Genomic DNA, 23,307 nt, shown 5'->3' with positions numbered 1-23,307 from the left:
TTTCTCTCATGGTCAAGGAGATGTTATGAACGTTGCCAAGTTGGCTTCGGTGATGGTGGCAGCAGGCGTGCTCTGCGGAACGGCGCAGGCCGCCGAGCAATTGACGGGTACCCTGAAGAAGATCAAAGACACCGGTGTTATCACGCTTGGCGTGCGGGAATCCTCGGTTCCCTTCAACTACAACCTCGGCGGCGTGCGCCAGGTCGGCTATTCCTATGACATCAACGTCCGCATCGTCGAGGCGATCAAGGAACAGCTGAAGATGCCGAACCTGCAGGTCAAGGAAATCCCGATCACCTCGCAGAACCGCATTACGCTGCTGCAGAACGGCACCATCGATATCGAGTGCGGCTCCACCACCAATAACCTGGAGCGCCAGAAGCAGGTCGATTTCAGCAACACTATCTTCATCATCGGCACCCGCTTCATGACGAAGAAGGACAGCGGCATCAAGGACTGGGCCGACCTGAAGGGCAAGAACGTGGTGACCACCGCCGGCACCACCTCGGAGCGCCTGCTGCGCACCATGAACGACGAGCAGAAGCTCGGCATGAACATCATCAGCACCAAGGATCATGGCCAGTCGTTCCTGACGCTGCAATCCGGCCGTGCCGTCGCCTTCATGATGGACGACGCGCTGCTGTATGGCGAGCGGGCCAAGGCGCGCAATCCAGCCGACTGGATCGTTACCGGCAAGCCGCAATCGCGCGAATCCTACGGTTGCATGCTGCGCAAGGACGATGCGCCGTTCAAGAAGATTGCCGATACCACCATCGCCGGCATGATGAAGAATGGCGAGATCAATACGCTCTACGCCAAGTGGTTCACGCAACCGGTGCCGCCGAAGGGCCTGAACCTGGACTTCCCGATGTCCGATGACATGAAGGCACTCATCAAGAACCCGAACGACAAGGCGCTCGACTGAGACGTTTGAATCAGGAGTGCGAAACGGAAGGCTGGTCCTTCCGTTTCTTTTTGAGGACGCATCAATGAATTACAACTGGCATTGGGGTGTATTCCTCGAAGAAGCCGCGATGAACGAGACCTATCTGGACTGGATGATCTCCGGTCTGAAGGTCACCATCGCGCTCGGGCTGACTTCGTGGGTCATCGCTCTGGTCATCGGGTCCGTGCTCGGCGTGCTGCGCACCGTGCCCAACCGCTTCCTGGCGGGCATCGCGGCCACTTACGTCGAGATCTTCCGCAATATTCCGCTGCTGGTGCAGCTGTTCATCTGGTATTTCGTCGCGCCCGAGCTGCTGCCGTTCGGCGAGACGATCAAGCAGATGGATCCGTTCCTCCAGCAGTTCCTGGCGGCGATGTTCTGCCTGGGCACCTTCACCGCCGCGCGGGTTTGCGAGCAGGTGCGCTCGGGTATCAACTCGTTGCCGCGCGGCCAGCGCAATGCCGGCCTGGCGATGGGTTTCACCCTGCCGCAGACCTATCGCTACGTGCTGCTGCCGATGTCCTTCCGCGTCATCGTGCCGCCGCTGACGTCCGAGTTCCTGAACATCTTCAAGAACTCGGCGGTGGCCTCGACCATCGGCCTGCTGGAACTGGCAGCGCAAGGGCGCCAGCTGGTCGACTATACCGCGCGGCCCTATGAGTCGTTCATCGCGGTGACGTTGATGTACATGCTGATCAACCTGGTCGTCATGCTGGTGATGCGCTGGGTCGAGAAGCGCGCCCGCGTGCCGGGCCTGATCGGCAGCAAGTAAGGGGGCGCCATGGAATATTCCTTCGATTTCACCTCGATCAACGCCGACACGCTGCACGTGCTCTGGGAGGGCATGCTGGTCTCGCTGAAGATCACCGGCACCGCGGTGGTGGTCGGCATCGTCTGGGGCACGATCCTGGCCATGATGCGGCTGTCGTCCATCAAGCCGCTGAACTGGTTCGCCCAGGGCTACGTCACCATCTTCCGCTCGATTCCGCTGGTGATGGTGCTGCTGTGGTTCTTCCTGATCATCCCGCAGGTGCTGCAGGGGCTGTTCAACCTGTCGCCTGCCACCGACTTGCGGATGACCTCGGCGCTGGTGGCGTTCGCGCTGTTCGAGGCCGCCTACTACTCGGAAATCATCCGCGCCGGCATCCAGAGCGTTTCGCGCGGGCAGCTGTACGCCGCGCAGGCGCTGGGCATGACCTATGGCCAGACCATGCGGCTGGTGATCCTGCCGCAGGCGTTCCGCAACATGGTCCCGCTGCTGCTGACCCAGGGCATCATCCTGTTCCAGGATACGTCGCTGGTGTACGTCAGCGCGCTGGCTGACTTCTTCGGTCAGGCCTACGGCATCGGCGAGCGCGATGGGCGCATCGTCGAGATGCTGCTGTTCGCTGGCTTCGTCTACTTCGTGATCTGTTTCTCCGCTTCGCTGCTGGTCAAGCGTTACCAGAAAAAGGTGGCTGTATGATTGAAATCAACAACGTTTCCAAGTGGTATGGCAGCTTCCAGGTGCTGACCGACTGCACTACCAAGGTGGCCAAGGGCGAAGTGGTGGTGGTGTGCGGTCCGTCCGGGTCGGGCAAGTCGACGCTGATCAAGACCGTCAACGGCCTGGAGCCGTTCCAGAAGGGCGACATCCTGGTCGACGGCACCTCGGTCGGCTCGTCCAAGACCAACCTGCCCAAGCTGCGCTCGCGCGTGGGCATGGTGTTCCAGAACTTCGAGCTGTTCCCGCACCTGTCGATCACCGAGAACCTGACCATCGCGCAGGTCAAGGTGCTGGGCCGCTCGCGCGACGAGGCGATGGCCAAGGGCATGAAGTACCTGGAGCGCGTCGGCCTGAAGAACCAGGCGGACAAATATCCCGGCCAGCTGTCGGGCGGTCAGCAGCAGCGCGTGGCGATCGCCCGGGCGCTGTCGATGGATCCGATCTGCATGCTGTTCGACGAGCCCACGTCGGCGCTGGACCCGGAGATGGTCAATGAAGTGCTGGACGTGATGGTGCAGCTGGCCCACGAAGGCATGACCATGATGTGCGTGACCCACGAAATGGGCTTCGCGCGCAAGGTGGCCAACCGGGTGATCTTCATGGACCAGGGCCACATCGTCGAGGACGCAACCAAGGAAGAGTTCTTCGGCAATATCGAAGGCCGCTCGGAGCGGGCGCGCCATTTCCTGTCGAAGATCCTGCAGCACTGAGCGCGGCTAGCGGGCCCTCGCTGGCCCTCTCCCCCGGCCCCTCTCCCGCAGGCGGGAGAGGGGAGCGAACCACCAGCATGTCGCACGCTCCCGGTTTGCTCCCCTCTCCCACTTGTGGGAGAGGGGCGGGGGAGAGGGCATCGGGCGCTTGCCTTTCCATGCCGGCGCCTGCCCCTCAAGTACAAGCCGTATTCAACGCATTGCGCGCCTGCACCTCGGGCGGAATCGGCACCATCCACGTCGCGGTCGGCTGACCGTCCTCGAACATCACCAGTTCTCCCGGCGCGAACGGCGTCCACACTTCGTTGTCGGTCAACGGCACCGTGGCGATCACGGCGACCCGGTCCTCGGGCGTCGTCACCTGGGCGAAATCGACGGACAGGTCGGCATCGATCAGATGGGCGGTCGAGAACGGCCATTGCCGCACCAGATAGAAGAGCCGGGTGGAGCAGTGGGCAAACAGCGCCTGGCCGTTGCTCAGCAGGAAATTGAAGACGCCGTGTACCGTGATGTCGCGCGTGATGTCCGCCAGCGCGTGGCCCAGTTCGTTCAGCGGCGGCTGCGAGCCGGGAAAGCGCTTGCGCAGGCCCTGCAGCAGCGCGCAGAACGCCAGTTCGCTGTCGGTATCGCCAACCGGCTGATAGACCCCGCCCAGAAACGGCGCAAAGCCCTTCAGGTCGCCGTTATGGGCGAAGATCCAGTGCCTGCCCCATAGTTCGCGCATGAAGGGGTGGCAGTTCTCCAGCCGCACCGAGCCCTGCGTCGCCTTGCGGATATGCGAGATGACGTTCCTGGACTTGATCGGGTAGCGCTTGATCAGATCCGCGACCGGGGAGGTGCCGGCGGACTGGTTGTCGATGAACAGCCGGCACGCCTTCTCCTCGAAGAACGCCACGCCAAAGCCGTCGGCATGATGGTCCGTCAGGCCGCCGCGGGCGGCGAAGCCGGTGAAGGAGAACGTCACGTCGGTCGGCGTGGCGCAATTCATGCCGAGCAGCTGACACATGGCGGGCGACAGGTGCGGCAACGCGGGCGGTGCCGCGCCAGGGCGGACCGGCACGCTGCCGGATTGCAATAGAATGCGGACATTATCTCGCCTGCCCGGCCGTTCTGCCAAGCCGAGGCCGGGGAATCTCGTCGACCGACCCAATCCACTGTCCCTCCCATCTCGCCATGAGCGAAACCAAGCGCGAATCGACCGGCCTGGACGCCCCCCGCCTGCTGCGCGAGTCCTTCGATGCCGCCGTGGCCGCCGCCGATCCGCTGCGGATCGTGGCGGCGCATCTGCCCGAGCCGTCCCGTGACGGCCGCACGCTGGTGGTAGGCGCCGGCAAGGCCGCGGCGTCGATGGCGGTGGCGGTGGAACGGGCCTATGCAGGCAGTGGGGCGCGGCTCGAAGGGCTGGTGGTGACCCGCTATGGCCACGGCATGCCGACCGAGCACGTGTCCGTGATCGAAGCCGGGCACCCTGTCCCGGACGAGGCGGGCGAGCGCGCCGCGGCGCAGATCCTGCAGCTGGTGTCGTCGCTGGACGAGCGGGACCGCCTGATCGTGCTGGTATCGGGCGGCGGATCCAGTCTGTTGTCCTTGCCCGCCGAGGGCGTGTCGATGGCGGACCTGCGCGCGACCACGCAGGAGCTGCTGCGTTGCGGGGCGCCGATTACGGAGATGAACATCGTGCGCAAGCACTTGTCGCGCATCCAGGGCGGCCGGCTGGCGCAGGCGAGCCGTGCGCCGGTCACCGCGCTGATGATCTCCGATGTCGCCGGCGACGATCCCAGCGCGATCGCTTCGGGGCCAACCGTGCCGGACCCCAGCACCTACCAGGAGGCGCTGGCCATCCTCGCCCGCTACGAGGCAAGCGTGCCCGCGGCGGTGCTGGCGGTGCTGCAAGCGGGCGCATGCGGCAAGCGGGAGGAAACGCCCAAGCCGGGCGACCCGCTGTTCGAGCGCGTCGACAACCGCATGATCGCCACCGCGCACAACAGCCTTGCCGCCGCCGCGGCGCTCTTCCGCGCGCGCGGGGTCAAGCCGGTCATCCTGGGCGATACGGTCACGGGCGAAGCGCGCGAGGTGGCGCGGGTGTATGCCGCGCTGGTGCGCGAGGTGCGGGCGTACAATGCCCCCTTCGCCGCGCCGGTGGCCTTGATTTCCGGCGGCGAATGCACGGTAACGCTGCCGCGCGTGCACGGCGCCGGCGGCGTGCGGCCACGCGGCGGGCGCTGCTCGGAATTCCTGCTGGCGCTGATGACCGAGCTGGATGGCATGCCGGACGTGCATGCCATCGCCGCCGACACCGACGGGATCGACGGCTCGGAGGACAACGCCGGCGCGGTGGCCGACCCCGGCACGCTGGCGCGGGCCGAGGCCGCCGGCATGCCGGCGCGGCGCCAGCTGGAAGCGCACGACAGCTGGGGATTGTTCGACGCCCTTGGCGACCTGGTGGTCACGGGGCCGACGCGCACCAACGTGAACGACTATCGCGCCATCCTGATTCTTTGATGCCTGCTTGCGGCGATGCCCGGAACCCCGCCGGGCGGACCCGCGCCGCTTTCCTGACATGACGCAAACCCTGACCCTGACCCGCCCCGACGACTGGCACCTGCATCTGCGCGATGGCGCCGCCCTGGCCGCGGTGCTGCCCGACACCGCGCGGCAGTTCGCCCGCGCCATCGTGATGCCGAACCTGAAGCCGCCGGTCACCACCGTCGCGCAGGCTCGCGCCTACCGCGACCGCATCCTGGCGGCGCTGCCGGCTGGGCTGTCGTTCGAGCCGCTGATGACGCTGTACCTGACCGACAACACCACGGCCGACGAGATCGTGGCGGCGCGGGAAAGCGGCTTCGTCCACGGCGTCAAGCTGTACCCCGCCGGCGCCACCACCAACAGCGATGCCGGGGTGACCGACATCCGCCGTTGCAGCGCGGCGCTGGAAGCGATGCAGCGCGTCGGCCTGCCGCTGCTGGTGCACGGCGAGGTCACCGATCCGGCCATCGACCTGTTCGACCGCGAGGCGGTCTTCATCGAACAGGTCATGCAGCCGCTGCGGCGCGATTTTCCGGCGCTGAAGGTGGTGTTCGAACACATCACCACGCGCGAGGCGGCCGACTATGTGCGCGAGGCGGAAGGGCCGATCGGCGCGAGCATCACCGCCCATCACCTGCTGTTCAACCGCAACGCGATCTTTGTCGGCGGCATCCGGCCGCATTACTACTGCCTGCCGGTGCTCAAGCGCGAGACCCACCGCGAGGCGCTGGTGGCCGCCGCCACCTCCGGCAACCCGCGCTTCTTCCTTGGCACCGACAGCGCGCCGCACGCGCGCGGCCTGAAGGAGCACAGCTGCGGTTGCGCCGGCTGCTATACCGCACTGCACGCCATGGAGTTGTACGCGGAGGCGTTCGACGCCGCTGGCGCGCTGGACAAGCTCGAGGCCTTCGCCAGCTTCCATGGCCCGGCGTTCTACGGCCTGCCGCGCAATACCGGCACGCTGACCCTGCGGCGCGAGGACTGGGAGCTGCCGGCGTCGCTGCCCTATGGCGAGGCCGAACTGGTGCCGCTGCGGGCCGGCGAGACGCTGCGCTGGAAGGCGGCCTGACGCTGGGCGAGATGCTGGCGGCGATCGACTGGAGCCGCCCCTGGTTTGCGGGCTTCGCGGACGACGGGCGCCGGCTGGCCGCGCGCCTGCAGCAGGGCGCCAGCGCCGCGCAGGCGCTCAACGACTGCCTGGACGCCGCGTGCGACGCCGGGCAGGTCCGCAACGGCGCCGGCCTGCCGCTGCGGTTCGTGACGCAGCAGGAGTTGCCCGAGGGCCGCGCTTATGAGGCGCATATCTTCGCCACCGGCAAAGTGCCGACGCGCGACAATCTGCACGACATCTTCAACGGCCTGGTGTGGCTGCGCTTTCCGCGCGCCAAGGCGATGCTGAACCGCCTGCAGGCCGAAGCGATCGCCGCCGACGGCGTGCAGGGCCGGCGCGGTCCGGTGCGCGATGCCGCCACGCTGTTCGACGAGAACGGCGCAATCTTCCTGTTTCGTGACGCGCGGGCCGAGGCGCAGCTGCGTGCGTTCGACTGGCGTGCGCTGTTCGTGCAGGAGCGGGGCGACTGGCATGCCGGCCGGACCGTGCTGCCGTTCGGCCACGCGCTGCTGGAGAAGCTGGCGGCGCCGTACAAGTCCCTGACCGCGCATGCATGGACGCTGCCATTTCCCCTGGCGGCGGACGATCCGGGCGAGCCCGCCGTGGACCAGGCGCTGGCCCACGGCCTGGCAGCGGCACGGGATGGCGAGGCGCTGCATGGGCGCGCGTTCGCGCCCTTGCCGGTCCTCGGCATTCCGGGCTGGTGCGATGCCAATGCGGAGCCGTCGTTCTACGACGATGCTGCCGTGTTCCGGCCCGGGCGGCGCGCGGCACAGGCATGGTCAGGCGACGCCGGCCGCCATTGGTGCTAGACTGCGGGCCGCAAAGCAGGACAGACAACCGCTGCCTGCCCGGTAACGGGCAGGGGGAGGAAAGTCCGGACTCCATAGGGCAGGGTGGTGGCTAACAGCCATCCACGGCAACGTGCGGAATAGGGCCACAGAGACGAGTCTTCGCCCCGGGTCTCCCGGTGCGAAGGGTGAAACGCGGTAACCTCCACCCGGAGCAATCCCAAATAGGCAGACGATGAAGCGGCCCGCCGAGTCTGCGGGTAGGGAGCTGGAGCCGGCCGGTAACGGCCGGCCTAGAGGAATGGTTGTCACGCGGCGGATCCGTCCGCCGCGCACAGAATCCGGCTTATCGGCCTGCTTTGCCTCTCTTTCCCGTCAGGGCGTTCAGCCCTCGACGATCTCCACGCCGTGCGTGATCTGCGCGGTCTTGGCCAGCATGATCGACGCCGAGCAGTACTTGTCGTGCGACAGCTGCACGGCGCGCTCCACCGCTGCCGGGTTCAGGTTGCGGCCGGTCACGGTGAACTGGAAGTGGATCCTGGTGAAGACCTTCGGGTCCTCGCCCGCGCGCTCGGCTTCGAGCTTGACGGTGCAGCCGCGCACATCCTGGCGTCCCCGCTTCAGGATCAGCACCACATCGTAGGCGGTGCACCCGCCGGTACCGAGCAGCACCATTTCCATCGGCCGCGGCGCCAGATTGTGACCGCCGCCTTCCGGTGCGCCGTCCATCGCCACGATATGGCCGCTGCCAGTCTGGGCAACGAAGCTCATGCCTTCGTTGCCCATCCACGTTACCTTGCATTCCATCGCTTGAGTTCCTTGGTGGTGCGGACGCCGGCTGGCGGCGCCAGTTGATCCCTGGGCTTGCATTTTCGCCGCTTTGCGGGTTTGGCGCTGGCCGTCCAGCGCGCCGCAACCGCCGTTATGCCAGCGTCGTCACTCTATCATGACGGCTAGATGACAAAGTTATGACAGCAAACCGTTGATTTGGCGCACGTTTCCGCGCCAACGTTCGATCTGTGGCGTTTTTCGCATAACGAAATGCGATTTCTTATTGTAAATTTTCTTGCGTCGCACAAGCCCATCGGTATAATTGCAGTCATTGAGCGACACGCGAGCGACGCGTCGAGTGAACCGCCTCCGCGGCCGCCTGTCTCTCTCCCAGTGTCTCCTCCACCCTCCTCCTTTGGTGGATTCAAACCCAGGCCAGACCGGCTTGGGTTTTTTTTCGTCGGTGCGATCCGAACTGGGCGATGCAGGGTGCAGATGCGTCGATTGCCCGCTTCCCCGGCCCCTCTCCCACGTGGGAGAGGGGAGAAAACCGGGAGCGCCAAGGCGGTGTCGAAGGCTAGGGTCGGAATCGCTCCACGCCCCACACCTCGCCGCTCTCATTGAACCCGCCGATGACCAGCACACTGCCATCGGAGAGCAGCGCCTCCATGGCCGCACCGCGCGGCGTGGACATGCTGGCGCCCACCGTCCAGGTATTGGCATCCGGGTTATAGATCTCCGTGCTCGCCAACCTACCTCCCACGGCCGCTCCGCCAGCCACCAACACGCGGCCGTCCGGCAGCAGCGTCATGGTCGGAAGCAAGCGCTGCGCATTCATGGTGCTGGTCGTCCACGAGGACGTCGCGGGATCATAGAGCCTTGCCGTGGCGTCCTCGCCGATGGCCAGTACCTTGCCGCTGGCAAGCCGCACCGCCTGGCTGACGGTGGCCTGGCCTCCTCCCGCCACCGGAGTCGTGAGCCCGCTGTCCCCGACCGGAAACAGTTCGGACGATGACGCGAACCCGTTGCCGCCCCCCCCTACTACCAGCACGGCGGAGCCATCGGCGAGCAGTGTCGCCGAATGCTGGCCGCGCGGCTCTGCAAGACGCGTGGTCAGTGCGCTCCAGGTGCCGGTGGCCGGGTCATACAGTTCCGCGGTGCCGGAGACGTGGACGGTGCCGCCACTGCGGGTATAGCCGCCGATCACGAGGACCTTGCCGTTCCGCAGCAGTGTGGCGGTATGGCGGATGCGGGCCTCCGCCATGCTGGCGGTGGCCTGCCACATACCGGTCACCGGGTCGTAAAGCTCGGCCGTGGCGGTTCCGACCGTGCCGCCCGTGCTGCCGCCGGCAACCAGTACCCGGCCATTGGGCAAACGCGTTGCCGTCCCTTCCGAGCGCCCGGTGGCAAGGCTTCCCGTGGCGGTCCAGCTGTTCGCCAACGGATCGTAGATGGCGCATGCATTGGTGATGCCGCTCGCGGTGTAGCCTCCGGCGAGCAGTACCTTGCCACCGGCCAGCGTCGTCGCGGAGGAATAGTGCATAGGCACGAGCAGCGGCGCGGCCGCTGTCCAGCTTCCCCGCGAGGTAACGGCAATGGCTACCTGGGTCTGCGCGCTGCCTGCGCGGTTGCGCGCGATGACGGTGTACAGCGCCTGGCCCTGTACTGTCGTGGGGGTGCCGGCGATCACGCCGGTCTCGGTATTCAGGCTCAGGCCCGGGGGCAATGCCGGACTGATCGAGAACTCGGCCGCGGCGCCACCGGAGAGGACCGGGGTATTGGGAATGATGGCTTCGGCCGCGACGTACAGCGCGGCGGGTGTGCTGTAGCTCAGGCTTGCGGGCGCCACCACGGCGGCTTGCACCGCGATACGCAAGGTGGCGGTGGTGTCGCCCGCCGCATTGCTTCCGGTCACGGTGTAGTCCGCTTCTGCGGACACGGCGGTGGGAATGCCCGTGATGGCGCCAGTCTGCGTATCGAAGGCAAGGCCGGCGGGCAGCGCCGGAGCAATGCTGTACGCCGAGATCGGGCCGCCGCTGCTGGTCGGCGCGTTGGCCGCGATGGCTTCGCCAACGGTGTAGGTGACAGCGGGTTCGCGGTAGGCGAGTCCGGCCGGGGCGGCCGGCGTGTTGCGCACCTCTATCTGCACGCGGGCGGTTGCGCTGCCCCCGGCGTTCTCGGCCGTCACCGTGTAGATGGTGGCAGGCGAGACAGCAGCAGGCGTGCCAGTAATGACGCCCGTCAGCGGGTCGAGAACGAGGCCGGCCGGCAAGGATGGTGCAACCGTGTAGCGTTCGGCGGCGCCGCCGCTGGCGCTGGGGCGGTTGGGCACAATAGGCTCTTCCGTCTCATAAACGGCCGAGGTCATGGCGTAGCTCAAGCCAGCGGGTGGCTCGGTGACGACGGCCTCGTCGCCACCGTCGCCGCCGTCGCCACAGGCGGTCAGCAAGGACGCCAGGCACAGCAGCAGGATGGCGATCCAGGACGGGCCTGGCACAAAGCTGTCGCGCCAACGCTGCTGCGTGGCGGAAATGGCGGAAGCAATCATGACTGTGCCCGTACGTTATTTGTGTTGACGCCGAATGCGGGTGCCTTGCCAAGCATTCCGCCGCGCGACCGATAGGTTACTTCAAATCCCCGGGAAAGGACGGGGCTCCGGACCCGAGGCGGCAGCGCCGCCCCCGCGTCCGGCGTGCTCCCCGCGCCCGCTTGCCGTGTGCGGACCGGAGAGGGAGGAGAGGACATCGGGCCGTCAGTTTTACCGCGTCGCCTGCCGGCGCTCCTGCAAGATCAGCAGTCCATGCACGATGCCGGCCGCGACGCTGGTCTGGCCGCTGAAGTAGACCAGTCCCAGCGCCCAGCCGTGGCGGCCGATGAGCAGGGCCGCCGCGACGGCAAGGCCGAGCCAACCGGCGGCGCGCAGCAGCCGGGTCCGCGGCGGCGCGAGGGGCGCACCGAACAGTGCTTGCTGGTGGCGCTCCATGGCGAGCGCCAGCGCGCCAAAGGCAACGAGGCAGACGGCCAGGGCGAACAGGGACATCAGGCTGCCTCCTCGCTGACCGCACCGGCGGCAACCGTCCGCCGGCCCTTGCGTGCCGCTTTCTGCTTCGGCCGGTGCCGCGCGACCCGTACGGCGAGCAGCGCGTGCAATGCCGCCAGCGCCCACACCATCAGGTCGAAGCCGGTATAGACCCAGTCGCCGCGCGCGATGCTGTGCCACAGCGGCCGCGCGGTGGTCAGCGCGTTCAGCAGCGGCAGCAACGCCAGCAGGGCGGCCGCCAGCCAAAGCAGTTCGATCCAGGCGCGCTTTGCCGGGCGCACCAGTGCCAGCAGCAGCGTGGCCGCCCAGGCGAGGAAGAAGACCCGGATCTCCATCTCGGCGCGCGCGGGCAGGTCCGCAGGCAGCAGCCGGTTGCCCCACAGCATGGCCGTCATCGCCACCGACAGGCCGGCAATGCCGGCGATATTCAGGCGCTCGACCACATGGAAGCCGAAGTGCGGCCGTGCCGGATCGGCCAGGTTCTGGCGCCGCTTGACCGTCCACATCACCAGCCCGGTGCCCACCATCGCGGTGCCGGCGAGGCTGACGATGAAATACAGCCAGCGCAGCTGCAGGTCGCTGAAGCGGCCCAGGTGCAGCGCATACATGACGCCGCGCACCTCCGCCGCCGCGCCGACCTCGTCCCGCACGTCGAGCAGCTTGCCGCTCGCGCCTTCGAACAGCATGTATTGCGGGCTCATCGACACGCGCGCCGCCTCGCCGCGCGAGACGATCACGCGCGCGGCGGCGTCGCCGCCCTGCGTCACGGTGACCCGGCTGATGTTGTGCTGGCCCCAGCGCTGCTGCGCCTGGCGCACCATCGCATCGATCGGTGCCAGCGGCACCTTCTCGCCGGTCGGCTTGCCCGGCGGCAGGAAGGCATTCAGCTGCGCGGTCATCTGCTGGCGCTCGGCGGGTGTCTGGAACGCGATCCGCTCGCCCCAGGGCATGTACAGCGTCATCAGCGTCACCAGCCCGGTGTAGGTGATCATCAGGTGGAACGGCAGCCCGAAGACCGACAGCGCATTATGGGCGTCGAGCCAGGAGCGCTGGCCCTTGCCCCAGCGGAAGGTGAAGAAGTCGGTGAAGATCTTCTTGTGGACGATCACGCCGCTGACGATGGCCACCAGCATGAACATCGCGCAGAAGCCGGCCAGCCAGCGTCCCCACTGTGCGGGCAGGTAGTGGAACTGGAAATGGAAGCGGTAGAAGAAGTCGCCGCCCTGGGTGTCGCGCGCGGCCACGCGCTCGCCGGTCGCGGGGTCGAAGGCTGCTTCGCCGAAGGGGCGCGCGCCGGGCGCCGGCGCGGGGATGCGCCAGAAGGCGTTGACCACGTTGATGCGGTCGGTCGGTAGCTGCAGGCTCCACTGCGGACTGCCGGCCGCTTCGACGGCCAGCGTCGACGCAACGCGCTGCGCCACGGCGGCGGGGTCGGGCGCCGCGCTCTGGTGCGCCAGTTCCGGCCGCATCCATTGCGACAGCTCGTCCTTGAAATAGCTGACCGTGCCGGTCAGGAACATCGCGTAGAGGAACCAGCCCACCAGCAGCCCGGCCCACGTGTGCAGGTCGGACATGGTCTGGCGGATGCCGCGCGCCTTCGGGGGCGCCGCGTCTCGGTCGGCCGCCATCATGATCCGCTTCCCGGGGTGCCCACGTGCCACGCCGCCAGCAGCAGGGGCAGGGCGGCCAGCAGCAGGCCGGCCCAGGCCCGCGTGGCGCTGCGTACCGCGAAGACCCAGATCACGGCGCCGGCGTAGATCGCAAAGCTGGCCAGCATGCCGGTCAGCACCGCCTGGGGCCGGCTGATCGGCAGCGCGAGTGCCGCAACGCTGGCCAGCGCCGCCAGGGCGTAGCCGCCGAACACGGCGGCGACGATACGGGAGAGCAGCGGGCCGGCTCTGACGGCCCGCGTCACGGCGCCGGGCACGGCTTACTTGCCGGCGGGGGCCGGCGCGGGCACCGGCACCGGCTCCAGGCCGTCCGGCTTCACCCAGCTCAAGGTGGCGACGTAATTGACCGTGTTGTAGCGCTCAAGGCCGTTCGGGCCGTGGCGCTCGCCGCCGCTGGTGTCGTCGCGGGTCACCTCGGCCACGTACAGGCCCTTCCATGGCATGTCGAAGGCGACCTTGCCCTGCTCGTCGGTCTGCTTCTCCTTGGCCCAGCCCGATTGCGTGACCAGCGCGACCTTGGCCTTGGGCAGCGGCTTGCCGCGGAAGAACACCTGCATCTCGCCGGGCTTGCCCGCCGGCACCACGTCCAGCGTGTTGCGCGGCGATTGCGCGGCGAAATCGGTGGTCATGCGGGCGGTCGGGTAGTACCAGCCCAGCATCTCGCGATCGGCCTTCTTGAACTTGTAGAGCGGATACTGCGCGGCCTCGGCGACCACCGCATCGCCGGCGGCGGGCTGGAAGGGCAGGGCAAAGCCGTCGGCGGTCTTGGCACCTGCCGCTGTCTTGTCGCCCTTGGCCGAGACCAGCGTGGCGCGGGTCGGGCCGAGCTTGTCCAGGTTGCCCGGCGAGGCTTCGCGCACGTTCTCGGCGAATTCGCCGAAGCGCACCACGGCCTGCTGGCCGGCCGGCTCGATCCAGATCTGATGGGCCTGGGCCGTGCCGGTGAAGGCGGCGGCGGCCAGTGCCGCGAGGGACAGCGCGCAAGGAATCTGCTTGATCATGATGGAATGGGCCTCAGAAGTCGAATTGTGCGGACAGCATCAGGGTGCGGGGAGCGGCCGCTGTCGCGTAGATGCCGCTGGCGAGCCAGTAGTCCGAATTGAACACGTTCAGCACATTGGCGCGCAACACCACCGGCGTGTTGCCCAGGCGGGTACGGTAGCGCGCGCCGACGTCGTAGCGGGTATAGCTGGGCAGGCTCAGCGTGTTGGCGGCATTGAACGGCATCGACGAGGTATGCAGCACGCGGCCCGACAGGCTCAGGCCCTGCACCCACGGGGTGTCCCAGTCCACGCCCAGGTTGAAGGTGCGCTTGGGCACGTTGTTGGCGTCCTTGCCGTCGTTGACGCCCCCGGCGGTGCGGGTCAGCTCGGCATCGAAGAAGGTCGCGCTGGCCATCAGGCGCAGGCCGCGCATGACTTCGCCGTAGGCCGACAGTTCGAGGCCGCGGTTGCGCTGCTCGCCGTCGAAGCTGTAAATATTGGTGACCGGATCGGTCAGCGCGTTCGGGCGCTCGATCTGGAACACCGACACGGTGGTGGCGATCTTGTTGCTCCAGTCGACCTTGACGCCTGCTTCGTACTGCTTGGACTTGAACGGCGGGAACACCTGGCCGACGTTGGCCGTGCCGGCCGGTGCGGCGCCGCCGCGCGTGAGGCCGGCCGTGTAGTTGCCGTAGACCGACACGTTGGACAGCGGCTTGATGACGATGCCGGCCAGCGGCGAGACCGCGCTTTCGTCGTAGCTTCCGGTCAGCGCGCCCGTGGCGGTAGAGAAGTTGTCCACCGCGACACGCTGATGACGCAGCCCGCCGGTCAGCAGCACCCGATCGTTGGCAAAGGACAGCGTGTCCGTCAGCGCGAAGCTGGTCAGCTCGGTCTCCGACGCCTTGGTCACGTCGCCGCGCACGCCCAGCACCGGTGGCACCGGCGCGGGGTTGTAGATGTTCGACGGCACGCCAGAGGACGCCGGGTTGGCGAAGTAGAAATTGCCCTCCTCGCGCTCCAGCCGGGTCGCGCTGAAGGTCAGGGTGTGACCGACGCCAAAGGTGTCGAAGCTGGCGCGCGCGCCGACTTCGGCGGTGCTGGTCTTGTTGTAGGCGTCGTACCAGGCGCCGTTCACGGTGAAGTCACCGGCCGCATTGGCACGTCCCGAGGGGAAGTCCTGGTAGGTCGAGCCGTCGTGATAGCCGAGCGCACCCCACACCATCAGGTTCGGCGCGATGTCGTATTCGAGCCGGCTCGTCACCGCCGTGTCATGCAGGTTCAGCCTGGTGCCGGGATAGAAGTTGCGATGCCCGGACGGGGCGCCGGGGACCGAGGTCACGCCGGCGGCGAACGCGATCTGCGGGCGGAATTCGTCGATGCCTTCGTGCTGCGTGTAGGCGTCCAGCGACCAGCGCAGGTCGCGGCCGCGGTAGTCCAGGCCGATCGCGCCTACCGTCTGCTCCATGCGGCCATCGTCGATGGTGGTCTTGCCGTTCTGGTAGGCGCCGTTGAAGCGCACGCCCCATTCCTTGTTCTCGCCGAAGCGCCGGCCGATGTCGGCCTGCACGCCAAGCACCGATTTGCTCTGGAACGTGCCGGTCAGGCGCGTCAGCGGCGTATCGCCGGCACGCTTGGTGACGATATTGATGGCGCCGCCGATGCTGCCGCTGGGCGGGATGCCGTACATCAGCGTGCCCGGGCCCTTGAGCACCTCCACGCGCTCCATCATGATGGCCGGCATGCGGCTGCCCGAGGCCATGCCGTACAGGCCGTTCATGCCGACATCGCCGCTGCCCACGGTGTAGCCGCGAATCTGGAATTCGTCGGCGAAGCCGCCGGTCGAGGTGAGCGTACGGACCGAGGCCTCGTTGGTGACCACGTCGGCCAGCGTGCGCGCCTGCGTGTCCTGCAGCATCTGCTCGGTGTAGTTGGTCGTGCTGAACGGCACGTCCATCACGTCGGCCGTGCCCAGCATGCCCAGGCCGCCGCCGCGCGCCACCTGGCCGCCGGCGTACGGGGCCGGCAGCGCGTCGATGGCCGACGCGGTGACGGTGGCCATGGGCAGCGTCGTCAGGTTCGCATCGGCGGCGCCGGCAGGTGCGGCGGCGGGGGCGGCATTGACGACATAGCTGCCGTTGGACTGCGGCACCGCCACCAGCCCGGTATTGGCCAGCAGCGCATCGAGGCCCCCGCGCACTGAATAGTTGCCCTGCAGCCCCGGGCTCCTGTGCCCGGCGGTCAGTTCCGGCTTGAAGGACAGCATGATGCCGGCGTCGCGGCCGAAGCGGTTCAGGGTCTCTTCGAGCGTACCGGCCGGAATGTTGTAGCTGCCCGCTTGGGCCGCCTGCGCTTGCACCGACACGGGAACGGCGAGCAGCGCGGCCGCGGGGACGGCGCCCAGGGCGATATGGCGGGCGGCCCGTGCGAGCAGCGTGCGGCGAAGGACTTCCGGCTGGCGCTTGCGGGCGCCGTGACCCAGGTTGTAACCCATGATGTTGTGACCTCGGAATGGAGGAGAAGTGGATGGCTCATCCTCCATGACCCGCGAGATCGCAAAACGGATCACTTCGGGACAAGTTTTTTATCCTGGTGGGTCTGGCCGGGCGGTATCGGACGTCCCCGGCGCGCGCGAGCCCGGTATCACTCGTATCGCGCGCTGGCCCCATGACCCGGTGACGACGGTCCGCACGTCCAGCGTGGTGGCCAGCGCGTCCAGCACCCGGCCGATGTCGTCCAGCGGGAAGGAGCCCGACACCCGCAGCCCCGCCACGCGCGGATCGCACGACAGCGGGTCCTCGCTGTAGCGCGCCAGCTCGGCGACGAACGCGTCCAGGCGCATGCTGCGCGCGACGATCACGCCTTCCGCCCACGCGATGCGCGCCGCTTCCGCCGGACTGGAGGCCGAGATGTCGCTGGCGGTGTAGGCGGCGCGAGAGCCCGCGCGCAGCACGCGCGACCGCCCCTGGCCGTCACGCGGACGGATTTCGACCGCACCCTGGAAAACGCCGACCTCGCTGTCCTCTTCATGCTGCCGCACCGCGTAGCGCGTTCCCAGCGCCTGTACCGTGCCTTGCGCCGTTTCCACCAGGAAGGGCCGCGCGCCGGCCTGCGCACCGTGGCCGGTGCTGACCAGGATTTCGCCGGCCAGCAGGCGGATGCGGCGCTGGGTGGCGTCGAACCGTACGTTGACCGCACTGGCCGTATTGAGCCAGAGCGTGGTGCCATCGGACAGCCGCACCTCGCGCCGCTCGCCCACCGCGGTGCGATGGTCGGCCAGCCAGCGGGCCTGTAGCGCGGGAAGCAGCGGCGACCGGCCGACCGACCAGGTCACCGCGCCAGCGAGCGCGGCGACCGCCATGGTCTTGATGGCGCGGCGGCGGCCGGGGTGTGGCGGCGCGGTCAGGGCGGCCTGGGCGATATCGAAGACGACCGGGGCAGCGAGCGGCTGCAGCCGGCCGCGCACGGATTCGATGCGCTGCCAGGCGCGCTCATGGTCGGGGTGCGCCGCGCGCCAGCGCGTCCATTGCTCCACCACGCCGGCAGCGACCGGCTGCTCCTGCAGCAGCAGCAGCCATTCCAGCGCGCGCTCGGCGACGTCGGCCGGAATGGTGGCGGCGTCGGCGGTGGCGCGATACCAGGGGGAAGCCACGGGGGATCAGCCTATGAAGGAAAGATCGGCGAAGTAGCACCGCTGCAGCGCCTTGACCAGATAGCGCTTGACGGTCGGGATCGAGATGTCGAGCGCCGCCGCGACCTCGGCATGGCTCTGGCCGTCGAGTTGCGACAGCAGGAACGCCTGGCGCACGGGCGTGGGCAGGCCATCGAGCAGGCAATCGAGCTCGAACAGCGTCTCGAGCAGGATGGCGCGTTCCTCGGGCGACAGCTCCAGCGGCGAGGGCGCCTGGGCGAGCGCTTCCAGATAGGCGCGCTCCAGCTTCTCGCGTCGCCAGTGGTTGGACACCAGCCGCTGCGCCACGGTGGTCAGGTAGGCGCGCGGCTCGTCGAGCGTGGCCGGCACGCGCTCGCTGCTCAGCAGCCGCACGAAGGTGTCGTGGGCCAGATCGCACGCCTGCTCGGCGCTGCCGAGCCGCCGATGCAGCCAGCCCTTGAGCCACAGATGGTGGTCGCTATATAGCGCTTCGATGGTGGAGGCGGGAGGAATGCCCAGCGTCGTCATGTCGTGGCCCGTCCAGCGGGTGTACTACCCGCTTCCCTGGAAGGGCACGGCTAGCGGAAAGAATTAGAAGATGCACATAGTAATAATAATCATTACTAATATCAGCGCGGCGACGGCCCTGTCAAGGCGGGAAAGCGGCAGTGGCGCCACAACGGGCGGGCAGTGTGGCGCCGGGGCCCGTCGCGTTGCGCCGCGGCCCTCGCCTTGACGACCGCCGGAATATTTGCTTGTGCGAGTTGACGCCTGCCGGCTATAATCGACGGCTTTCCGTCATGCCCGCGGAAGAAGAATACAGGGAGAGCCTGCACATACAAGCAGGACGTCCGGCAAACCAGGTCCAAAGGGCCGGTCGGCCGATGACAATGTTTCGGGCAGGTTCTACAAGTCTCAGGAAAAATCATGAAGACCTTTTCCGCCAAGCCTCATGAGGTAAAGCGCGACTGGTTCGTGATTGACGCGACGGACAAAGTCCTCGGCCGTGTCGCCAGCGAAGTGGCACGCCGTCTGCGCGGCAAGCACAAGCCGGAATTCACGCCGCACGTCGACACGGGCGACTACATCATCGTCGTCAACGCCGCCAAGCTGCGCGTAACCGGTACCAAAGAAACCGACAAGAAGTACTACCGTCACTCGGGTTACCCGGGCGGTATCTACGAAACCACGTTCGGCAAGATGCAACAGCGTTTCCCGGGCCGTGCCCTGGAAAAGGCTGTCAAGGGCATGCTGCCGAAGGGCCCGCTGGGCTATGCGATGATCAAGAAGCTGAAGGTGTACGCCGAAGCCGAGCATCCGCATGAAGCGCAGCAGCCGAAGGCGCTGGAAATCTAAGGGGGCCATCCATGATCGGAAATTGGAACTACGGTACTGGCCGCCGCAAGAGCGCTGTGGCCCGTGTCTTCATCAAGTCGGGCCAAGGCAACATCGTCGTCAACGGCAAGCCGATCAACGAGTACTTCGCTCGCGAAACCTCGCTGATGATCGTGCGCCAACCGCTCGAACTGACCGCCAACGCTGAAACCTTCGACATCAAGGTGAACGTGACCGGCGGCGGCGAAACCGGCCAGGCAGGCGCGGTTCGCCACGGCATCACCCGCGCGCTGATCGACTACGACGCTTCGCTGAAGTCGGCGCTGTCGAAGGCGGGCTACGTGACCCGTGACGCTCGTGAAGTCGAGCGCAAGAAGGTTGGTCTGCACAAGGCACGTCGTCGCAAGCAGTTCTCGAAGCGCTGATATGCCGCCGTGGCCGCGGCCTGCCCCTGGGCAAGCCACAGCCACGCCAGCCGGAAAAGCCGCACGCCATTGCCGTGCGGCTTTTTCTTTTGTCGCTCGCCCTTGCAGGTGGCTTGGTGTGCTTCGTTCGGCATTTTTTTGCGCGATGGCCGTTGCATCCGTGCCACCGATCCAGCCCTTTCAGGCTGTCCATGCATCGTGGCAGATACAATGGCGGCCTCAATCGCTGCAAGTGAGGCCGCAATGCTGTTTTCGAAGAAGAAGGGTTTGACGATCGACACGCTGCTCGGCGAGCACACCGTGGTCGAAGGCGATCTGACCTTTACCGGCGGCCTGCGCCTGGATGGAAGGGTGCGCGGCAACGTGATCGCGCCGGCCGACCAGTCCAGCATGCTGGTCATCAGCGAGAAGGGCGTGGTCGAAGGCGAGGTCCGCGTCGGCCACCTGGTGCTCAACGGCACGGTAACCGGTCCGGTCCACGCCAGCGAGCTGCTGGAGCTGCAGCCCAAGGCCCGCGTGCAGGGCGAGGTGCACTATGCGGCTCTGGAAATGCATCAGGGCGCGCTGGTGGAAGGAAGATTGATTCCGCTCGGAAACTCCGAGCCCAAGGCACTGCCCAACCTGACAAACGCCCCGGCCGCGGAAGAAGAAAGCGCCTGAGGCGGTACTGCTGGCACCGCCATGTGGCCGCGAGGCGCACGTCCCGGAGCCAGAACCCCTTGAATCGATGGGGGATCGGCACGATCTTCCCAGTACGCTTAAAATACGGCGTACCTAACAGGAGAACACCCCATGAACGCAGTTGCAGAGGCACCCGTCACCGAGGACGTGCCGGCCCCGTTCGTCTTTACCGACAGCGCCGCCGACAAGGTCAAGGATCTGATCGCGGAGGAGGGCAACGCCGACCTGAAGCTGCGCGTGTTTGTGCAGGGCGGCGGCTGTTCCGGCTTCCAGTACGGCTTCACCTTCGACGAGGAAGTGAATGAAGACGATACGACGATGGTCAAGAACGGCGTGACGCTGCTGATCGATTCGATGAGCTACCAGTACCTGGTGGGCGCCGAGATCGATTACAAGGAAGACATCAACGGCGCGCAGTTCGTGATCAAGAACCCGAATGCCACGACCACTTGCGGTTGCGGCTCGTCGTTCTCGGTCTGAGTCTTTTCGGCGTCTGGCAAGGCCGCTGGCTTCCCGCCTGTGCGGGAACGACAAAAAAGCGCACCTTCGGGTGCGCTTTTTTATTGCGGTCAGCGGGGATAGAGGGCGCCGAGCACGCGGGGGCCGGCTGCGCCGGTCACGCTCGCCAGATTGCCGGGCACGCGCAGCATGAACTGGCGTGCGAGCCAGGCGAACGCCAGCGCCTCCACCTGACTGACCGGAACGCCGTGCTGCGCCGTGGTTTCCACCGTGACCCCCGGCAGCGCCTGGGCCAGCCGGGTCCGCACATAGCCGTTGTGGGCCCCGCCGCCGCACAGCATCAGCCGCCGAGCCTCGGGCGCATGGCGCCGGATGTCGCGCGCGATGGCCTCGGCAGTCAGCGCGGCCAGCGTCGCCTGCACGTCCTGCGGCCGCCGTGGCGTATCGCCCAGCTTGTCCCGCAGCCACTGCGGATGGAACAGATCGCGGCCGGTGCTCTTGGGCGGCGGCAGCGCGAAATACGGCTCGGCCAGCAGCACGTCGAGCAGCGCGGCATCGACCTGCCCACTGGCAGCCCAGTCGCCGTTGGCATCGTAGGGCAGGCCCTGGTGAGCTTCGATCCAGTGGTCCAGCAGCGCATTGGCCGGGCCGCAATCGAAGCCCAGCACGGTGCCTTGCCCGGCGTCGCCCTGCAGGGGCGGCAGGATGCTGATATTGGAGATGCCGCCAAGATTGCAGACCACCCGGACCTCGCCCGGCGCGGCGAACAGCGCCCGGTGCAGGGCCGGCACCAACGGCGCGCCCTGTCCTCCGGCGGCGATGTCGCGGCTGCGGAAATCGGCAATGACGTCGATGCCGGACAGCTCGGCGAGCAAGGCAGGATGCTGGCTCTGCCGGGTATAGCCGATGCCGTCGTAGCGGCCCGGCCGGTGGCGGATGGTCTGCCCGTGCGCGCCGATGGCGATGATGTCGCCGGCGCACAGGCGTGCGGCCCCCAGTAGGGCCTTCACGCAATCGGCATAGACGTGCGCCAGGGCATTGGCGGCCAGCGCCTCCCGGTGGATTTCGTCCTCGCCCGGCTGCTGCAGCGCGCCGAACGCCTCTCGCAGCGCATCCGGGAAGGGCTGATGCACCGCGGCGAGGACGGCCGGCGAGGCGCCGGCGAAATCCACCAGCACGCCGTCCACGCCGTCCATGCTGGTGCCGGACATCAGCCCGATATAGCGCTCACTGCTGCCCGAGGCGGTCATCGCTTGCTCTTGTGCGCGGGCCGGTGTCCGGCCGCGTCAGTTGCCGTTGGAGGCGACGTTGTAGGTGCGCAGCGCGTTGATCCGGCTCATCAGCTCGCCGCTGTAGCTGAGGAACTGCTGGCGGGCGCGACCGGTCAGCGCCGGCGACTCCATCAGCGTGATCGACAGCGGGTTCTGCGGCACGTCGTTGTGGCGGAACTCGTAGTGCAGGTGCGGACCGGTTGCCCAGCCCGTCGAGCCGACATAGCCGATCAGCTGGCCCTGCGACACCTGCTGGCCCTGCTTGATGGTGGCAAAGCGCGACAGGTGTGCGTAATAGGTCGAGTAGCCGTTGTGATGGCGCAGCACGATGATGTTGCCGTAGCCGTTCTGACGGCCCAGGAACTGGACTTCCCCGTCGCCGGTGGCGAACACCTTGGTGCCGGTCGGCGCGGCAAAGTCGACGCCCTTGTGCTGGGACCACTCATGGTGCAGCGGATGGTTGCGCAGGCCGAAACCCGACGACATCCGCGAGAACTCGACCGGAGAGCGCAGGAAGGGCCGCTTCATGCTGCGCCCATCGAAGGTGTAGTAGGCGCCGTTGCTGCCGTTCGCCGAGTACCACAGCGCCTGGTGCAGCTGGCCGCGGTTGATCAGCTCGATCGCCACCACGCGGCCGTTGCGCACGAAGGCGCCGTCGCGATAACCGGACTCGTAGACGATGCGGAAGCGGTCGCCCTTGACGATGTCATGGTGAAAGTCGATCACGCCGGAGAAGATCGAGATCATCTGCTCGACCACGTCGTCCGGCACGTTGGCCGCGTCCATCGCCTTGAAGAAGCCGCCGGGGCCGATCACGCCCGAACCCATCTGGTAGTGCAGCTCGTTGTCGACGGTCTGCACGCGCGCCTTGAAGCGAGGGTTGGTCACGTCGCCGACGCGTTCGATCACCAGCTCCCGCGAGGAGGAAACGTCGCCGCCCAGGTTCGCCTGCAGCGAGACCAGCAGGTTGCTCTGGTCGATCTCCGCCTGCACGGTCTGGCCGGGCTCGAGCTTGAACAGGCCGCGCGCGGTGGAGTTCTTGCGGATGAATTCCTGTGCGTCGGGATCGTCCACGCCGAGGCGCTTGAGCAGGGCGGCGATGGTGTCGCCGCGCTGCATGCGTTCCTGGCGGACGTAGGTGGCGCTGGTATCGGTCAGCTGGTCGAGCTGATCGCGCAAATCGGGCAGGCGCATGCTTTCGAGCACGCGGGGGGCGTCGGGATCGTCGTAGGCCGTGCTCGGCGCCACGCCCATGGCGGCAGCCATGCCAAGCGTGAACACCGTCGCGACCGATGCCGTCAGCTGCTTGCGGCGGCGCGCATGCAGGGCATGGGTCGGATCGACGAGCACCACGAGCTCACGCGCGAAAACTTCGCGGAGTCTGGACCACATCACGTAAAATTCAACCTTGGTTCGGGCTCCGCTACCGCGACGATCTGCTGCGTCTGCC

General features: G+C 67.3%; 23 protein-coding genes and 1 other RNA gene. 12 read left to right on the top strand and 12 right to left on the bottom strand.

Translation table 11 applies throughout. The features are described 5' to 3' along the window. The first annotated feature begins 25 nt into the window (after positions 1-25). The 4 genes from K6V06_RS18270 (at position 26) to K6V06_RS18255 (ending at position 3,142) form a co-directional block, all read left to right on the top strand. On the top strand, positions 26-925 hold the full coding sequence (locus tag K6V06_RS18270; protein WP_222245545.1) for a glutamate/aspartate ABC transporter substrate-binding protein: 900 nt from the start codon (positions 26-28) through the stop codon (positions 923-925). Between the two features lie 64 nt (positions 926-989). Continuing rightward, positions 990-1,718, top strand: a complete 729-nt coding sequence (locus K6V06_RS18265) for an amino acid ABC transporter permease (RefSeq protein WP_222245544.1) — start codon at positions 990-992, stop codon at positions 1,716-1,718. Between the two features lie 9 nt (positions 1,719-1,727). After that, the gene (gltK, locus tag K6V06_RS18260) at positions 1,728-2,411 is read left to right on the top strand and encodes a glutamate/aspartate ABC transporter permease GltK (RefSeq protein ID WP_222245543.1); all 684 of its coding nucleotides are present in this window, start codon (positions 1,728-1,730) and stop codon (positions 2,409-2,411) included. Next, entirely contained in the window at positions 2,408-3,142 is a 735-nt protein-coding gene (locus K6V06_RS18255; protein WP_222245542.1) for an amino acid ABC transporter ATP-binding protein, read from the top strand. Before gltK ends, K6V06_RS18255 begins: the two co-directional genes overlap by 4 nt. Positions 3,143-3,317: 175 nt before the next feature. Here the strand turns inward: K6V06_RS18255 and K6V06_RS18250 are convergent, their stop codons facing one another. After that, on the bottom strand, positions 3,318-4,148 hold the full coding sequence (locus K6V06_RS18250) for a class II glutamine amidotransferase (RefSeq protein ID WP_222245567.1): 831 nt from the start codon (positions 4,146-4,148) through the stop codon (positions 3,318-3,320). A 167-nt stretch (positions 4,149-4,315) separates the two neighbouring features. Here K6V06_RS18250 and K6V06_RS18245 point away from each other — a divergent pair, with 167 nt between their 5' ends. From K6V06_RS18245 to rnpB, 4 genes are all read left to right on the top strand, one after another. Next, positions 4,316-5,644: a glycerate kinase gene (locus tag K6V06_RS18245; protein WP_222245541.1), complete on the top strand. Its 1,329-nt coding sequence runs from the start codon at positions 4,316-4,318 to the stop codon at positions 5,642-5,644. Between the two features lie 58 nt (positions 5,645-5,702). Continuing rightward, positions 5,703-6,737, top strand: coding sequence for a dihydroorotase (pyrC, locus tag K6V06_RS18240; protein WP_222245540.1), 1,035 nt, complete (start codon positions 5,703-5,705; stop codon positions 6,735-6,737). A gap of 11 nt (positions 6,738-6,748) precedes the next feature. Beyond that, the gene (locus tag K6V06_RS18235; RefSeq protein WP_222245539.1) at positions 6,749-7,591 is read left to right on the top strand and encodes a DUF3025 domain-containing protein; all 843 of its coding nucleotides are present in this window, start codon (positions 6,749-6,751) and stop codon (positions 7,589-7,591) included. Between the two features lie 12 nt (positions 7,592-7,603). Next, an RNA gene (gene rnpB / locus K6V06_RS18230) (RNase P RNA component class A) lies at positions 7,604-7,935 on the top strand. A 19-nt stretch (positions 7,936-7,954) separates the two neighbouring features. Here rnpB and K6V06_RS18225 read toward each other — a convergent pair. From K6V06_RS18225 to K6V06_RS18185, 9 genes are all read right to left on the bottom strand, one after another. Continuing rightward, positions 7,955-8,377: an OsmC family protein gene (locus K6V06_RS18225; RefSeq protein ID WP_222245538.1), complete on the bottom strand. Its 423-nt coding sequence runs from the start codon at positions 8,375-8,377 to the stop codon at positions 7,955-7,957. Positions 8,378-8,918: 541 nt separating this feature from the next. Beyond that, positions 8,919-10,889, bottom strand: coding sequence for a kelch repeat-containing protein (locus tag K6V06_RS18220; protein ID WP_222245537.1), 1,971 nt, complete (start codon positions 10,887-10,889; stop codon positions 8,919-8,921). Between the two features lie 210 nt (positions 10,890-11,099). Beyond that, positions 11,100-11,381, bottom strand: coding sequence for a DUF3325 domain-containing protein (locus tag K6V06_RS18215; RefSeq protein ID WP_222245536.1), 282 nt, complete (start codon positions 11,379-11,381; stop codon positions 11,100-11,102). Then, complete coding sequence (locus tag K6V06_RS18210) at positions 11,381-13,012, bottom strand: PepSY domain-containing protein (protein ID WP_222245535.1); 1,632 nt, start codon at positions 13,010-13,012, stop codon at positions 11,381-11,383. Before K6V06_RS18210 ends, K6V06_RS18215 begins: the two co-directional genes overlap by 1 nt. Continuing rightward, positions 13,009-13,308: a DUF3649 domain-containing protein gene (locus K6V06_RS18205; protein ID WP_222245534.1), complete on the bottom strand. Its 300-nt coding sequence runs from the start codon at positions 13,306-13,308 to the stop codon at positions 13,009-13,011. Before K6V06_RS18205 ends, K6V06_RS18210 begins: the two co-directional genes overlap by 4 nt. A 3-nt stretch (positions 13,309-13,311) precedes the next feature. Next, positions 13,312-14,052 carry a DUF4198 domain-containing protein gene (locus K6V06_RS18200; protein ID WP_222245533.1) on the bottom strand — a complete coding sequence of 247 codons (741 nt, stop codon included), beginning with the start codon at positions 14,050-14,052 and terminating at the stop codon, positions 13,312-13,314. Between the two features lie 13 nt (positions 14,053-14,065). Beyond that, on the bottom strand, positions 14,066-16,528 hold the full coding sequence (locus tag K6V06_RS18195; RefSeq protein ID WP_222245532.1) for a TonB-dependent receptor: 2,463 nt from the start codon (positions 16,526-16,528) through the stop codon (positions 14,066-14,068). A gap of 90 nt (positions 16,529-16,618) precedes the next feature. Further along, positions 16,619-17,686 carry a FecR domain-containing protein gene (locus tag K6V06_RS18190; RefSeq protein ID WP_222245531.1) on the bottom strand — a complete coding sequence of 356 codons (1,068 nt, stop codon included), beginning with the start codon at positions 17,684-17,686 and terminating at the stop codon, positions 16,619-16,621. Between the two features lie 6 nt (positions 17,687-17,692). After that, complete coding sequence (locus K6V06_RS18185; protein WP_222245530.1) at positions 17,693-18,214, bottom strand: sigma-70 family RNA polymerase sigma factor; 522 nt, start codon at positions 18,212-18,214, stop codon at positions 17,693-17,695. Between the two features lie 399 nt (positions 18,215-18,613). Here K6V06_RS18185 and rplM point away from each other — a divergent pair, with 399 nt between their 5' ends. The 4 genes from rplM (at position 18,614) to erpA (ending at position 20,607) form a co-directional block, all read left to right on the top strand. After that, a complete protein-coding gene (gene rplM, locus K6V06_RS18180; protein ID WP_006576930.1) occupies positions 18,614-19,042 on the top strand; it encodes a 50S ribosomal protein L13 in 429 nt (142 codons plus the stop codon). An 11-nt stretch (positions 19,043-19,053) separates the two neighbouring features. Continuing rightward, the gene (rpsI, locus tag K6V06_RS18175) at positions 19,054-19,446 is read left to right on the top strand and encodes a 30S ribosomal protein S9 (RefSeq protein ID WP_222245529.1); all 393 of its coding nucleotides are present in this window, start codon (positions 19,054-19,056) and stop codon (positions 19,444-19,446) included. A 243-nt stretch (positions 19,447-19,689) separates the two neighbouring features. Beyond that, complete coding sequence (locus K6V06_RS18170) at positions 19,690-20,106, top strand: polymer-forming cytoskeletal protein (protein WP_222245528.1); 417 nt, start codon at positions 19,690-19,692, stop codon at positions 20,104-20,106. 132 nt (positions 20,107-20,238) lie between these two features. After that, positions 20,239-20,607, top strand: a complete 369-nt coding sequence (gene erpA, locus K6V06_RS18165) for an iron-sulfur cluster insertion protein ErpA (RefSeq protein WP_222245527.1) — start codon at positions 20,239-20,241, stop codon at positions 20,605-20,607. 89 nt (positions 20,608-20,696) lie between these two features. Here erpA and K6V06_RS18160 read toward each other — a convergent pair whose 3' ends face one another. Both K6V06_RS18160 and K6V06_RS18155 read right to left on the bottom strand, forming a co-directional pair. Further along, on the bottom strand, positions 20,697-21,836 hold the full coding sequence (locus K6V06_RS18160; protein ID WP_222245526.1) for an anhydro-N-acetylmuramic acid kinase: 1,140 nt from the start codon (positions 21,834-21,836) through the stop codon (positions 20,697-20,699). 36 nt (positions 21,837-21,872) lie between these two features. Next, complete coding sequence (locus K6V06_RS18155; protein WP_222245525.1) at positions 21,873-23,249, bottom strand: M23 family metallopeptidase; 1,377 nt, start codon at positions 23,247-23,249, stop codon at positions 21,873-21,875. Positions 23,250-23,307 lie beyond the last annotated feature (58 nt).

Source organism: Cupriavidus sp. AU9028, from assembly GCF_019795295.1.
In the GTDB taxonomy this organism is placed as follows: domain Bacteria; phylum Pseudomonadota; class Gammaproteobacteria; order Burkholderiales; family Burkholderiaceae; genus Cupriavidus.
The sequence above is the reverse complement of the archived record's forward strand: the minus strand, read 5'-3'. Positions and strand labels throughout refer to the sequence as shown.

Excerpts from the sequence above, each read along its gene's own strand:
- K6V06_RS18270 (WP_222245545.1), top strand. The coding sequence starts at position 26 with ATGAACGTTGCCAAGTTGGCTTCGGTGATGGTGGCAGCAGGCGTGCTC.
- K6V06_RS18265 (WP_222245544.1), top strand. The coding sequence starts at position 990 with ATGAATTACAACTGGCATTGGGGTGTATTCCTCGAAGAAGCCGCGATG.
- gltK (WP_222245543.1), top strand. The coding sequence starts at position 1,728 with ATGGAATATTCCTTCGATTTCACCTCGATCAACGCCGACACGCTGCAC.
- K6V06_RS18255 (WP_222245542.1), top strand. The coding sequence starts at position 2,408 with ATGATTGAAATCAACAACGTTTCCAAGTGGTATGGCAGCTTCCAGGTG.
- K6V06_RS18250 (WP_222245567.1), bottom strand. The coding sequence starts at position 4,148 with ATGTGTCAGCTGCTCGGCATGAATTGCGCCACGCCGACCGACGTGACG.
- K6V06_RS18245 (WP_222245541.1), top strand. The coding sequence starts at position 4,316 with ATGAGCGAAACCAAGCGCGAATCGACCGGCCTGGACGCCCCCCGCCTG.
- pyrC (WP_222245540.1), top strand. The coding sequence starts at position 5,703 with ATGACGCAAACCCTGACCCTGACCCGCCCCGACGACTGGCACCTGCAT.
- K6V06_RS18235 (WP_222245539.1), top strand. The coding sequence starts at position 6,749 with ATGCTGGCGGCGATCGACTGGAGCCGCCCCTGGTTTGCGGGCTTCGCG.
- K6V06_RS18225 (WP_222245538.1), bottom strand. The coding sequence starts at position 8,377 with ATGGAATGCAAGGTAACGTGGATGGGCAACGAAGGCATGAGCTTCGTT.
- K6V06_RS18220 (WP_222245537.1), bottom strand. The coding sequence starts at position 10,889 with ATGATTGCTTCCGCCATTTCCGCCACGCAGCAGCGTTGGCGCGACAGC.
- K6V06_RS18215 (WP_222245536.1), bottom strand. The coding sequence starts at position 11,381 with ATGTCCCTGTTCGCCCTGGCCGTCTGCCTCGTTGCCTTTGGCGCGCTG.
- K6V06_RS18210 (WP_222245535.1), bottom strand. The coding sequence starts at position 13,012 with ATGATGGCGGCCGACCGAGACGCGGCGCCCCCGAAGGCGCGCGGCATC.
- K6V06_RS18200 (WP_222245533.1), bottom strand. The coding sequence starts at position 14,052 with ATGATCAAGCAGATTCCTTGCGCGCTGTCCCTCGCGGCACTGGCCGCC.
- K6V06_RS18195 (WP_222245532.1), bottom strand. The coding sequence starts at position 16,528 with ATGGGTTACAACCTGGGTCACGGCGCCCGCAAGCGCCAGCCGGAAGTC.
- K6V06_RS18185 (WP_222245530.1), bottom strand. The coding sequence starts at position 18,214 with ATGACGACGCTGGGCATTCCTCCCGCCTCCACCATCGAAGCGCTATAT.
- rplM (WP_006576930.1), top strand. The coding sequence starts at position 18,614 with ATGAAGACCTTTTCCGCCAAGCCTCATGAGGTAAAGCGCGACTGGTTC.
- rpsI (WP_222245529.1), top strand. The coding sequence starts at position 19,054 with ATGATCGGAAATTGGAACTACGGTACTGGCCGCCGCAAGAGCGCTGTG.
- K6V06_RS18170 (WP_222245528.1), top strand. The coding sequence starts at position 19,690 with ATGCTGTTTTCGAAGAAGAAGGGTTTGACGATCGACACGCTGCTCGGC.
- erpA (WP_222245527.1), top strand. The coding sequence starts at position 20,239 with ATGAACGCAGTTGCAGAGGCACCCGTCACCGAGGACGTGCCGGCCCCG.
- K6V06_RS18160 (WP_222245526.1), bottom strand. The coding sequence starts at position 21,836 with ATGACCGCCTCGGGCAGCAGTGAGCGCTATATCGGGCTGATGTCCGGC.
- K6V06_RS18155 (WP_222245525.1), bottom strand. The coding sequence starts at position 23,249 with ATGTGGTCCAGACTCCGCGAAGTTTTCGCGCGTGAGCTCGTGGTGCTC.